Source organism: Synechococcus sp. 'PEA 65AY6A-5F PE A', from assembly GCF_047462575.1.
Lineage (GTDB): Bacteria > Cyanobacteriota > Cyanobacteriia > Thermostichales > Thermostichaceae > Thermostichus.
The window spans coordinates 140,700-152,754 of record NZ_JAOALE010000003.1; the positions used below are offsets into that span (position 1 = coordinate 140,700).

Annotated in this window: 10 protein-coding genes; 5 read left to right on the top strand and 5 right to left on the bottom strand. The window is 60.6% G+C overall.

From position 1 onward, the window contains the following. Positions 1-85 precede the first annotated feature (85 nt). From GG26_RS02250 to GG26_RS02260, 3 genes are all read left to right on the top strand, one after another. Complete coding sequence (locus GG26_RS02250) at positions 86-421, top strand: YbaB/EbfC family nucleoid-associated protein (protein WP_011430218.1); 336 nt, start codon at positions 86-88, stop codon at positions 419-421. Positions 422-442: 21 nt separating this feature from the next. Further along, positions 443-1,042: a recombination mediator RecR gene (gene recR / locus GG26_RS02255; RefSeq protein WP_011430217.1), complete on the top strand. Its 600-nt coding sequence runs from the start codon at positions 443-445 to the stop codon at positions 1,040-1,042. A gap of 147 nt (positions 1,043-1,189) precedes the next feature. Further along, the gene (locus GG26_RS02260) at positions 1,190-1,681 is read left to right on the top strand and encodes a hypothetical protein (RefSeq protein WP_011430216.1); all 492 of its coding nucleotides are present in this window, start codon (positions 1,190-1,192) and stop codon (positions 1,679-1,681) included. 92 nt (positions 1,682-1,773) lie between these two features. Here the strand turns inward: GG26_RS02260 and GG26_RS02265 are convergent, their stop codons facing one another. From GG26_RS02265 to glnA, 4 genes are all read right to left on the bottom strand, one after another. Then, positions 1,774-3,831, bottom strand: a complete 2,058-nt coding sequence (locus tag GG26_RS02265) for a cation:proton antiporter (protein WP_011430215.1) — start codon at positions 3,829-3,831, stop codon at positions 1,774-1,776. 179 nt (positions 3,832-4,010) lie between these two features. Then, positions 4,011-4,739, bottom strand: coding sequence for an SDR family oxidoreductase (locus GG26_RS02270; protein WP_414388686.1), 729 nt, complete (start codon positions 4,737-4,739; stop codon positions 4,011-4,013). A gap of 66 nt (positions 4,740-4,805) precedes the next feature. After that, complete coding sequence (locus tag GG26_RS02275; protein ID WP_414388688.1) at positions 4,806-5,450, bottom strand: hypothetical protein; 645 nt, start codon at positions 5,448-5,450, stop codon at positions 4,806-4,808. A gap of 281 nt (positions 5,451-5,731) precedes the next feature. Beyond that, positions 5,732-7,156: a type I glutamate--ammonia ligase gene (glnA, locus tag GG26_RS02280; RefSeq protein ID WP_414388690.1), complete on the bottom strand. Its 1,425-nt coding sequence runs from the start codon at positions 7,154-7,156 to the stop codon at positions 5,732-5,734. Positions 7,157-7,528: 372 nt separating this feature from the next. Between glnA and trxB the strand changes: the two genes are divergently transcribed. Beyond that, entirely contained in the window at positions 7,529-8,959 is a 1,431-nt protein-coding gene (gene trxB / locus GG26_RS02285; RefSeq protein WP_414388692.1) for a thioredoxin-disulfide reductase, read from the top strand. A gap of 66 nt (positions 8,960-9,025) precedes the next feature. Here the strand turns inward: trxB and purL are convergent, their stop codons facing one another. Next, positions 9,026-11,326 carry a phosphoribosylformylglycinamidine synthase subunit PurL gene (gene purL / locus GG26_RS02290; RefSeq protein WP_414388694.1) on the bottom strand — a complete coding sequence of 767 codons (2,301 nt, stop codon included), beginning with the start codon at positions 11,324-11,326 and terminating at the stop codon, positions 9,026-9,028. A 139-nt stretch (positions 11,327-11,465) separates the two neighbouring features. Between purL and GG26_RS02295 the strand changes: the two genes are divergently transcribed. Continuing rightward, the gene (locus GG26_RS02295) at positions 11,466-11,735 is read left to right on the top strand and encodes a helix-turn-helix domain-containing protein (RefSeq protein ID WP_414388696.1); all 270 of its coding nucleotides are present in this window, start codon (positions 11,466-11,468) and stop codon (positions 11,733-11,735) included. Positions 11,736-12,055: the final 320 nt, after the last annotated feature.

Sequence of the window (12,055 nt, forward strand, 5' to 3'; positions counted from 1 at the left end):
TGACCTGGGTTTCCAGCTTGGCGGGTACTTTTACCGACAAGAGGAAAGGGGTAGAGTAGAACAGCAGTGTCTAGAAGAGGATCCCATGACCCGAGGCTTTGGTCCCTTCGGCAAAATCCAAGAAGCCCTCAAGAAGGCCCAAGAGGTGCGCGACGGCGCTCAAAGGCTGCAAAAAGAGCTAGAAGAAATGGAGATCGTCGGCGAGGCCGGCAATGGGCTAGTGAAGGTGACAGTGAACGGCAACCAGGAGCCCCTCAAGGTCTCTCTGGATCCCCAAGTGCTCCAGGAGCCGGTGGATGTGGTGGAGGACTTGCTCCTGACGGCGATGGTGAACGCCTACACTCAGTCCGCCGAGACGATGCGCAAGCGCATGGAGGAGCTGACCGGAAACATCAGCCTGCCGGGGTTGGGGTTGGGCTGATCCCGGCCAGCCTGGCTTCCTATGTACACTCGCCCTTTGGCTCGCCTGATCGAGGAGCTGCAGCGCCTGCCCGGCATTGGCTCCAAAACAGCTCAGCGCCTGGCCTTGCACTTGCTCAACCGGCCTGCTGGCGAGGTCGAGGCCCTGGCCAAAGCCCTGCTGGAGGCTAAGCAAACCGTTAAGCATTGCTCCATCTGTTTTAACTGGTCGGCGGAGGATCCCTGCGAGATCTGTCGCTCGCCGCAGAGGGATCCGTCGACCTGGTGCGTAGTGGCCGATGTCAAGGATCTCATCGCCATGGAGCGCACCCGCGAGTTCAAGGGCCTTTACCACGTTTTGGGGGGTCTGATCTCGCCCATGAACGGGATCGGGGCCGAGCAGTTGCGCATCCGCGAGCTGGTGGCCCGGGTGGCGCGGGAGAAGCCCCAAGAGCTGATCTTCGCCCTCAGCCCTAGCGTGGAGGGGGAGGTCACTATGCACGTGGTTAAAGATTACCTGAAGCCGGTTGCCCCCGGCCTGCGCATGACCCGTCTGGCCTTTGGCCTGCCCATGGGATCCGAGTTGGAGTATGCCGACGAGGTTACCCTGGCCCGTGCCCTAGAAGCGCGGCAGGAGTTTTAGGCCCAGGTAACTGCGGGCTGGGCTTGCCCAGAGCAAGGTGTCCAACCCTGAAGTTGTTGCTAAGGTGAGGACCACGGGTCTTGTCATGGGATCCCGGCACTTACCTGAGGTCAAGAAAGTTCAACCAGCAACGCGGAGAGGGCAGCGATGGCGGATACGGCACAAACTCACCTCAGCTCAGGCACCGTCCAGGGGCTGGACTATGTAGTTCTGGGAGTGGCCTCTTGCTTCCAACGGGATGAGGACGGTCGCCTCAGGGAGGTGTTGGTGGCCGAGCCGGTTCCCGCCGCCGCCCTGGATTGCCTGGCCCAAGAGCGCCGCAGCACTTCCTACTGCCTTCTCTACGCCACTACTTACGCAGAAGTTGTCGACAACGGGATCCCGACTTTGCCCGCCGATGTTTTCCCGCCAGGGGTGGTGCTGGGAGAAGATTTTGTGGAGCGGCTACAAGCGGCGGCCCGTACGTACCGCAGCAAGCCCCAATTTCGTCACATCCCTCTGCACCAGGTCTGCACGCCAGAGAGGGGGGTGTTCAAGCTCCATTTCAGCGCTGAGCCGCGGCGGATTCTCAATGCGGCAATGGAAGTGAGGGATGCCGACAACATCAAGCAGCACCCCCACACCCATCAGCATTTCTAAGCCCGCTAGCAGCTATCGCTACCACATCCCTGTTGCCGAAACTAGGCAAATACATCGAGTCCCACCTCAGGGCCTACCCTTGGAAGAGCAGTTTACAGTGGCTCTCCGAGCATGATCAGAGAGCAGGTGAGGCGTTCTAGGAGGCGAGTGGTCGTGTCGCTGAAGGATAGGCTCCCGCTGGGGTTGCGCCGACGAAAAGAGGGCAGCACCACCAGGTCAAATCCTTGGGCCTCCTGCAAGAGGGTTTTGACGACCTCGTCACTGGCCAAGACCTTGACCTGGACGGGGTAGCCCAAGTCTGGCTGTTGGGCTAGGGATAAAAGCTGCGCCTCCAGCCACTGGCGATCGCTTTCGGGGGTGCTGGCGAAGCAGATGTGAAGCAAGGTAACTTCTCCCTGGCTGGCGGCGGCCAAGATCTGGGCTAGGCGCACCGCCCGAGCCGTCTGCGAGCGAAAGTTTTCCAGCACCACCAGGATCCGCCGCAGCTTGTGGGGGGGATGGAGCAGGCGTGCTACGGCAACTGGGCAATGGGCAGCCCAGAGGACGCTGTTGATGACGCTGCCAAAGAGGCGGGCCTGTAAGCGGGTGGGATCGCTCCAGCCCATGACGATGAGGCTGGCGTTCTGCTCACGGCTGGCGTGGCTGATCCCCTGGGCCACGTGGCTGTCGATGCGGCAGAGAGGGGTGACCTCCACCCCAAAGGGCCGACAAAACTCCGTCGCCCGCTTGAGGAGGTGGTCTCCGTGCTCCAGGGAAGTTTGCAGCAAGGGAGAGTCCATGTGCAGGTGGCCGGTCGCCACCGAGAGGGGAACCACCCGCCCGCCCTCCTGCTTGGCCAGGAGGCAGGCCATCTCCAGCAGGTTTTCCTCGGTTTCGGGATTGGCCAGCGGCACCACGACCACGTAGGGCTGGGGAGGCGGCGCTGCGGAGGCGGGAGCGACTCCTGGTGGAGATGGGAACCGACTCTGTTCCTCCTCCATAGCCATTTGCGTGGCCGCCCGACTGGTCAAAATTGGGCCCAGGGTGGCCGTTACCAACATCAACACCACCACGCTGTTGAGCACGTCTGCATTGAGCAACCCCACGCGGTACCCCACCAGGGTTGCCGCCAAGGTAGCCGCCACCTGGGGCAAGGAGAGCGACCACATCATCAGCTTTTGGGTCGGGGTGTAGCGGTAGAGCCACTGACAGAGTTGGGCAGCAGCGTACTTGCTGAGGCCCAGCCCCAGCAGGATACTCAACAGCAGCCAAAGGGAGCTAAGGGTCTGCAAAAAAGCGCGTAGATCAAGCAACAGCCCTATATCCACAAAGAAGACGGGGATGAACAAGATGCTGCCGACAAAGACGATCTTTTCTTTGACAGAGCCCTCCCGCAGCACATCGTTCACGGCCAGCCCCGCCAGAAAGGCGCCGATGATCTTCTCTACCCCAATCCACTGCGCCCCCAGAGCCGCCACAAACAGAGCCAGCAGCACAAACAAAAATTGGTTGCCCTCTTCGCTGCCGGTGACCCGAAAAAACCGCTGCCCCAGCCAGTCCACCCCAAACAGCACAGCAGCCGCATACAGCAGCAGGGATCCCAGCAGCCGCACCAAGCTCCAGAGGGAAAACTCGCCGCCGTGGATGCCGACACAGACCGCCAAGACCAGCAGCGCGGCAATGTCGGTGAAGATGGTGCCGCCGATGGTGACCAGCACCGCCTCGTTTTTCACCAGACCGTAGCGGCTGACGATGGGGTAGCCCAGGGGGGTGTGGGAGGCAAACAGGGATCCCAGCAGGATGGCCGCGTTCCAGCCAAAGCCAAACAGCCGCCCAATGGCGGTGCCCACGGTTAGGGGAATGGCAAAGGTCAACAAGCCAAAGGTGGCAGAGCGGTTGCGGGTCTGCCGAAATTGCTCCAGGTCGATCTCCAGCCCGGCCACAAACAGCAAATAGACCACGCCGATCTCCGAGAGCAACTGCACCGTCGGCAGCTCTGAAGTCAACAGGTTCAGTCCCTGAGGACCCAGGGCGATCCCCGCCACCAAAAGGCCCACCAACCCCGGCAGGCGCAGCCGCTCAAATAGCGGCGGCACCACCAGGATCACCCCCAGCAACAGAGCAAAGGAGAGGATGGGCTCCTCTTGCACAAGTGAGCGTATGGCCTCCATCGGCTAGGCCCCCGGCTGGACGTCTTCCTGATTATGGAGGCAATCTGCCCAAAGGGCCGCAAGGAGATCTGGCCAGCCCCAACCCACCCTCTCTTGCCTGGGGAAGTTCCCGCTGGCAATACCGACTTGTGCCAGCTCTGGATCCTGCAGCAGGGATTTCTTCCAGAACTCGGCAAGCCTTAGAGAAACTGGTGGCTTTCCGGCTGCAACACCACCTCGTTGGGCACGGCATTGGCAGGCATCGTCAGGACAAAGCGAATCGCCTCGGCAGCCGTGGCAGGGCTGAGCATTTTGTCCCGCTGCACCTTGAGGCTGATGGGATCCCAGAAGGGGGAGTCGATGCCGCCAAAGTAAAACAGAGTAAAGCGTACCCCAAAGCGCTTCAGCTCGTCAGCCATGCACTTGGTAAAACCGACCACGCCAAACTTGGCAGCACAGTAGGCAGAGGCCATGGCCATGGGGTGGCGGCCCAGAATGCCGGGGAAGTTGAGGATGTGGCCGGATTTTTGCTCCCGCATGGCGTTGGCCGCCAGTTGGCTGGTGTAGAAGCTGCCCTTGAGGTTGACCGCCAGCATCCGCTCCAGCTCAACAGGGGTAATTTGCGGGGCAGGTTTGAGGATGCCGGCGCCGGCGAGGTTGATTAGCACATCGATCCGCCCGTGCCTCTGCAGCGTTTGGGTCACCAGCGCCTCGACCTGGGCGTAGTCTGTTACATCTGTGGGGATCCCTACTCCAGAAGCAGCCCCGAGGGCTACTGCTTTCTCGGCCAAGGTGGCTAGGGGCCCTTCTCGCCGCGCCGCCAGCACTAGATGGGCTCCGGCCTGGGCCAGGAGAGGCACAAGGGCGCTGCCAATGCCCCCTGTGGCCCCTGTAATGAGAACAACCGCCTGGGACAATGAGGAAGACACGTTACGTTTTTTAAACTCTTCCTCTCATCATACCCAGGGAGTGGCCTTGAGGGACGATCCAGAGAGTTAAACGCGACGCAGCCGCAGTCGTTGCACCCATTCTTCCCCGAAGCGCAGCCAGTCTGCCATTTTTTCTGGACTCACCTGTTGGTCGTCCCGCCAAACAATAAGCTGCGGCCCGGATCCCTCAGCGCAACAAGGAGGATGCTGCTCCAAGAAGTTGAGGAAACTGGGGTGGAAGCGCAGGCGAATCTTAGCCTCATCTTCTCCGCGCAAAAGGTAGCGGCGAGAAAAGTCGGGATGGTTCTCGAAATTGATATCCTGCATGCCAAAAGCTTTAGCAACGTCGTGGAACAAGGGAACTTCTGGGTGCAGCCGAAAATGAGGTAGCCGTAGGTCTTCGCAATAGGCCCAGAAAACAGACTGGCAATGAGTGCCGCGACTCTTGCCCCAGACAATCCTGCGACTCTTGCCCCTGCCGCTGGGGTACCTATGATCGTCGGGTGTGGGCGCTCCTGCCCTGGCCCGCCTCTTGCCCCTGCCGCTGGGGTACCCATACTGATAGTCAAAGGCACCGATCTCAGTTCCATCGATTAGCCGCTTGGACATTGAGTTGTAGAAACGTCGATCGTAGCCTTGTTCAAATAGTTTAAAGCCTGCCTGAAGCAAGCGGGAGCGGATCCCTTCGGGTAGCTCTGCTGAAAACGACATGCCCAGGCTCCTGGCCACCTGCTCCAAAGCTTCCCGACGCTTCTTCTCTAGATAGTCAGCTAGCTTCTCTAGATAGACAACAAGCGCCAGAAGGCCTAAGAGAATAAGGACCCAAATAATAAGAGCTATAAGCCATCCCATCCAAACCCCCCCCTGAGTTTGTAAACTCAGCACCCCCACCCAGAGTACCATAGCAGGCACAAAAAAGGGATCCCTCCAGCAAGAAGGGATCCCGTTCAAAAGCCTTGGTCGAGAACTAATGCTTTAGATGAAAACCTCGATTAGGCGTCGAAATAGAGGGCAAACTCGTAGGGGTGAGGCCGCAGATTAATGGGGTTGATCTCGTTGTCGATCTTGTACTCAATATAGGCCTCGATGAGATCCTCAGTAAAGACGCCTCCCTCCAACAAGAAAGCGTGATCCTTCTGCAGGCTTTCCAAAGCATCCAGCAGGGATCCGGGCGTGGAGGGGATCTTGGCCAGCTCGTCTGGCTCTAGATCGTAGATGTCTTTGTCCAGGGGCTCGCCGGGGTGGATCTTGTTCTTGATCCCGTCCAAGCCGGCCATCAACATGGCCGAGAAGGCGATGTAGGGGTTGCAGGTGGCATCGGGGCAGCGAAACTCCAGCCGCTTGGCCTTGGGATTTTTGCCCGTGACCGGAATGCGAATGGAAGCCGAGCGGTTGCCCTGCGAGTAGGCCAGGTTTACCGGCGCCTCAAACCCGGGCACCAAGCGCTTGTAGGAGTTGGTGGTGGGATTGGTGAAGGCCAGGATGGCCGGGGCGTGCTTGAGCAGGCCGCCGATGTAGTAGAGAGCCGTTTCGCTGAGATCGGCATAGTTGCCCTCTTGGTAGAACAGGGGCTGACCGTCTTTCCAGAGGGACTGGTGCGTGTGCATGCCGCTGCCGTTGTCATTGAAGAGGGGCTTGGGCATGAACGTCACTGTCTTGCCGTGCTTGCGGGCCACGTTCCGGATCACGTACTTGTAAATCATCATGTAGTCGGCAGCCGTGATCAGATCGGCAAAGCGGTAGCCCAGCTCCCCTTGCCCGCCGGTAGCCACCTCGTGGTGGTGCTTCTCGATAGGCACCCCCAACTTGGCCATCGTCAGCAGCATCTCGGTGCGGAGGTCTTGATGAGCATCGGTAGGCGGGACGGGGAAATAGCCTTCTTTGTAGCGCGGCTTGTAACCGAGGTTGCCGCCTTTTTCCTCCCGGCCTGAGTTCCAGCGGCCCTCAATCGAATCTACGAAGTAGTAGCCGGCATTTTGGGTTTGGTCAAACCGCACATCTTCAAAAATGAAAAACTCTGCCTCTGGGCCAAAGTAAGCCGTGTCGGCAATGCCGGTAGACTGCAGATAGGCAACCGCCCGCATGGCCAGGCTCCGAGGACAACGGCTGTAGGGCTGGCCAGTGCGCGGCTCGATGATGTTGCAGATGAGGCTGAGGGTGGGCACTTGGAAAAAGGGGTCGATCCAGGCCGTTTTGGGGTCTGGCACCATGTACATGTCCGACTCGTTGATGGATTTCCAGCCCCGGATGCTGGAGCCATCAAAGGGCAGCCCTTCGCTAAAAACTTGCTCTGTCAGCATTGAAGAGTGGAAGGAGACATGCTGCCAGGTGCCGAAGATGTCCACAAACTTGAGATCCACCATCTGGACATCGTTGTCCTGGATCATCTGAAGCACTTCTTGGGGCGTGGATGCCATTACTCTCTCCTAATTGGGTTGCGGTTGAGACTGGGGTAATCAAAGCTAGACGGGATCCCCACGCTTCGACTTGAATGGGCCAAAAGCGCTCACCCATCCTAGAAAGGCCGATCTCAGCATTTTGTAGTTTCTGATACGAAATTGCCCTGGCTTTGGCCTTCTGCTCCAGAGGTTGGCCATCGCGCCTCTCAGCCAGGCGTTTCTGCCCTGTTGTCCTCCAGACAGAGACAAAACCCTGTCCCCCTAGCTAGAGGAAAGCGAAAATGGGACTAACAAGCTCCAGCCTCGCCGAGGGTACCAGCTCGTGTTAGGCTAAAACGTAGTCGTTATGAGTTTGGTTTAGTTTTCAGCAACAGCAAGGAGCGACATCGGATGACAGAGCAAAGTCGGGTTGAGAACGTGGTGATTATTGGTTCTGGCCCTGCTGGGTTTACGGCGGCCATTTATGCCGGGCGTGCCAACCTGAAGCCGGTTGTGTTTGAGGGGTTTCAGGTGGGCGGGATCCCGGGCGGGCAGTTGATGACCACCACCGAGGTGGAGAACTTTCCGGGTTTTCCCGAGGGCATCAGTGGCCCCCAACTGATGAAAAACATGCGTGCCCAGGCGCAGCGGTGGGGGGCAGAGCTTTACCCCGAGGACGTCACCTTTGTGGATCTGAGCCAGCGGCCTTTTGTGGTTCGCTCTGACGAACGGGAAGTGCGCACCCACAGCCTGATTATTGCCACCGGGGCCACGGCCAAGCGCCTGCACTTGCCCGGAGAGGAGATCTACTGGAACCGGGGCATGTCGGCCTGCGCCGTCTGCGATGGGGCCATGCCCATGTTTAGGGGGGTGGAGCTGGTGGTCATTGGCGGCGGCGATACCGCCTGTGAGGAGGCCACCTACCTGACCAAGTTTGGATCCCATATCCACATGCTGGTGCGCAGTGGCAAGATGCGGGCCAGCAAGGCCATGCAAGACCGGGTGCTCAACCACCCCAAGATTACCGTCCACTGGCACACGGAGGCGGTGGAGGTTCTGGGCGACGGCCTGCGCCTGACGGGGGTGAAGGTGCGCAACAACCAGACGGGCGAGATCCGGGAGATGGCAGTGGGCGGCCTGTTCTACGCCATCGGCCACAAGCCCAACACCGACTTGTTCAAAGGGCAACTGGAACTGGATGAAGTGGGCTACATTGTCACCCGCCCAGGATCTGTAGCCACCAGTGTAGAGGGCGTGTTTGCCGCCGGGGATGTGCAGGATCACGAGTTTCGCCAGGCCATCACCGCTGCCGGCACCGGCTGTATGGCGGCCATGCTGGCGGAGCGCTGGCTCTCCGAACACGGCCTGGCACAGGAGTATCACGTCGTCCCTCAAAGCCATCTTGAGCCCGCTTCTGCCTCTGCTGTCGAGGTAGAGCCGGGGGGAGACTCGGCTGTTGAGGAGGCCAGTTTTGAGCAGGAGGTGCAAGATGACCTCGACTTCAGCCAGACCTGCCACGAGGGGAGCTATGCCCTGCGGCGGCTCTACCACGAAAGCGATCGCCTGCTGATGGTCAAGTACACCGCCCCCACCTGTGCCCCTTGTCATGCCCTCAAGCTGATCTTGAACAAGGTCATCGAAGAGTTTGCCGACAAGCTGCATGTGGTGGAGATCGACATCGAGAAAGACCCGGAGATCGCCGAGGCAGGGGGGGTCACCTGCACGCCGACGGTGCAGTTTTTCAAAAACAAGGAGCTGGTGGCTCAGGTGGTGGGTGTCAAGCCCAAGTCCCACTACCGGGAGGTGATCCAGGCCAATTTGTCTGAGGCAAAATCAGCTTGAGGTAGTCCCCCTCACCCCCGGCCCCTCTCCCAGCCCCTCTCCCTGAGGGAGAGGGGAGCTAGGCGGCTAGTCGGCAAAGGCGCTGTAGTAGGCACCCTGCAGGGCGGCCAAAGAGACTGACAACAGGGGATCCCCTTCTGCCGTTGTCAACACCAACGGATCCGCAGGCCCGCCCACCTGTCCTAGAAGCTGCCACTGGCCGGGGAGCTGCGACTCTAAGTAGGCTTCCCAAGGAGAGTGCTGGGCCGGGTCCACAGAAACGAGGATGCGGCTGGATCCCTCGCCAAAGAGGGCCTGATCCCAGCGCAGGGATCCAGGAGCTAGGGAGACGCTGGCGCCGCGGCCCCCACTCAGGCAGGCTTCTGCCAAGGCCACCGCCAGCCCTCCCTCGCTGCAGTCGTGGGCGGAGCGCACCCACCCCTGGCGGATGCCGTGGCGGCAGGCCCCTTGCACGCGCTTTTCCAGCTCCAGATCCACGGGGGCAGGACGACCCGTGACCTTGTTGTAGATTGCCGCCAAATACTCGCTGCCGCCCAGGCTGGTGACGGCCTGGGATCCCAAGAGGTAGACGAGATCCCCTTCTTGCTGCCACCCCTGGCCACAGATGAATTTCAAGTCCGGAATGAGGCCCACCATGCCGATGACGGGGGTGGGGTAGATGGCCTGGGATCCCTTCTCGTTGTAGAGGGAGACGTTCCCCCCCGTAACCGGCGTGCCCAGGGCGCGGCAGGCCTCGGCAATCCCCCGACAGGCCAGGGCCAACTGCCAGTACACCACTGGGTTTTCCGGGCTGCCGAAGTTGAGGTTGTCGGTTATGGCTAGGGGATCCGCCCCCACGCAGGAGAGGTTGCGGGCGGCTTCGGCCACGGCGGCCTTGGCCCCCTCGTAGGGATCCAAATACACCCAGCGGCCATTGCCATCTAGGGTGGCGGCAATGGCTTTGCGGGCAGCCTGCAGAGGGGGCACCTCGCCCACGCCAAATTTTTGGGAGCGGATGCGGATAACCGCCGCATCTCCCTGTCCCGGCCAAAGGACGGTGTTGTTTTGCACCTGGTGGTCATACTGGCGGTAGATCCAGGCTTTGCTGGCCAGGGTGGGGCGGGCCAAAAGCTGCAGCAGCACCTCTTGCCAGGCCAGCGTTGCCTGACCTAGGTGAATCCCTTCGCGATCGCAGGGGGGTAGAGTGGCGGGATCCCATTGCCATGCCGCTTGCACATACTCCGGCGGCTCTGGCAACAGGGGGCGGACGTAAACAGGAGTATCCTCCGCCAAGGCCCGCGCCGGCACCCTCACCACGCAGGATCCCTGGTGCCAGATCTCCACCAGCGGCTCGGCAATGACTTCTCCGGCCACGCTGGCCTGCAGGCCCCAGCGATGGAAGATCTCCATTACCTCCGCCTCGCGGCCTTTTTGCACCACCAGCAGCATCCGCTCCTGGGACTCCGAGAGCAAGTATTCCCAAGCCGCCATGCCGCTTTCCCGCGCCGGCACGCGGTCGAGGTCAAAGCGGATCCCCACCCCTCCTTTGGCGGCCATCTCTGCGGTGGAGCAGGTGATCCCGGCTGCCCCCATGTCCTGGGCCGCCACCACCGCTCCCGTGGCAAAGGCCTCCAGGCAGGCCTCGATGAGACATTTGCCCAGAAAGGGATCCCCCACCTGCACCGCCGGCCGATCCTGCTGCGCGTCCTCCTTGAGCTCGGCGCTGGCAAAGCTGGCCCCGCGGATCCCGTCCCGGCCGGTGGTGGCGCCGACGTACAAGATCGGGTTGCCCACTCCCCGCGCTGCCGACTTCACCACCGCCGGCGTCTCCAGCAGGCCCAGGGCCATGACGTTGACCAGGGGGTTGCCGCTGTAGCAGGGATCCACCGCCACTTCCCCCCCCACCGTGGGCACCCCCACGCAGTTGCCGTAGTGGGCGATCCCCTCCACCACCCTGGCCATGAGGCGGCGGTTGCGGGGATCCGTGAGCGGCCCAAAGCGCAAAGAGTTCAACAGCGCAATGGGGCGGGCGCCCAGGGTAAAGATATCCCGCAGGATGCCCCCCACCCCGGTGGCCGCCCCCTGGAAGGGTTCCACGGCGGAAGGATGGTTGTGGGACTCGATCTTAAAGGCCAGCCAGTCCCCATCCCCCAGATCCACCACGCCGGCATTTTCCCCCGGCCCCACCACCACCCGCTCGCCCGTGGTGGGAAAGTGCTTTAGCAGAGGGCGGGAGTTCTTGTAGCAGCAGTGCTCCGACCACATCACCCCAAACATGGCCAGCTCGGTGGGGTTGGGATCCCGGCCCAGTTGCTGCTGGATCTGGCGGTATTCCTCTGGGGAAAGGCCGTGGGCTTTCAGGTCTGGCGGGGCAGAAGCGGAGGTCATAGCGTTCAAGGTTTACCTAATTCGCCAGGAAGGCCTGCCCTGTACCCCCCTATATCCCCCCGTACACGGGGGGACTGGGGGGCCGGTCAGAGTCGGGATGAATGGCGAAGACACTCATGAACAGATATCGTAATCTCATGTGCGAATTGCCTACCAGTACCGCTTGCGCCCTACTTCTAGCCAAGTCGCCCTAATGGGTGAGTGGCTGGAGTTGTTGCGTAAACAGTACAACTATCGCTTGGCGGAGCGCTTCCGCTGGTGGGAGCAAAATCGCTGCGGTATCCATGCTTGCTCCTTAACGGTCTGTCATCTGCCTGAGTTGAAGGAGCAGCCCGACTTGTACTCGCAGCAGCGGGACTTGCCCAATACCAAGGCTTTGTTTCCTGAATACCGAGAGATTTATTCCTAGGTGCTCCAAGACTGCATACGGCGGGTACAAAGGGCCTTTGATAGATGGATCAAAGGTGACTCCAACGGCAAGCGGGCAGGAAGGCCGAGATTTAAGGGTGTTGGGCGGTACCGCTCCTTTACCTTCCCCCAAATGAAGCAGGACTGCATTCGAGGGAAGTTTATCCATCTGCCCAAAATTGGGCCGGTTAAGCTGATCCAGCACCGTCCTTTGCCCGACGGTTTTACGATCAAGACTGCTACCGTTACCCGCAAGGTTGATGGGTGGTACAGCCTGTTAAGGGCTCAAGGGGTACAATAGCAGCACTTAGCAAACCAACT

Excerpts from the sequence above, each read along its gene's own strand:
- GG26_RS02250 (WP_011430218.1), top strand. The coding sequence starts at position 86 with ATGACCCGAGGCTTTGGTCCCTTCGGCAAAATCCAAGAAGCCCTCAAG.
- recR (WP_011430217.1), top strand. The coding sequence starts at position 443 with ATGTACACTCGCCCTTTGGCTCGCCTGATCGAGGAGCTGCAGCGCCTG.
- GG26_RS02260 (WP_011430216.1), top strand. The coding sequence starts at position 1,190 with ATGGCGGATACGGCACAAACTCACCTCAGCTCAGGCACCGTCCAGGGG.
- GG26_RS02265 (WP_011430215.1), bottom strand. The coding sequence starts at position 3,831 with ATGGAGGCCATACGCTCACTTGTGCAAGAGGAGCCCATCCTCTCCTTT.
- GG26_RS02275 (WP_414388688.1), bottom strand. The coding sequence starts at position 5,450 with ATGTCGTTTTCAGCAGAGCTACCCGAAGGGATCCGCTCCCGCTTGCTT.
- glnA (WP_414388690.1), bottom strand. The coding sequence starts at position 7,156 with ATGGCATCCACGCCCCAAGAAGTGCTTCAGATGATCCAGGACAACGAT.
- trxB (WP_414388692.1), top strand. The coding sequence starts at position 7,529 with ATGACAGAGCAAAGTCGGGTTGAGAACGTGGTGATTATTGGTTCTGGC.
- purL (WP_414388694.1), bottom strand. The coding sequence starts at position 11,326 with ATGACCTCCGCTTCTGCCCCGCCAGACCTGAAAGCCCACGGCCTTTCC.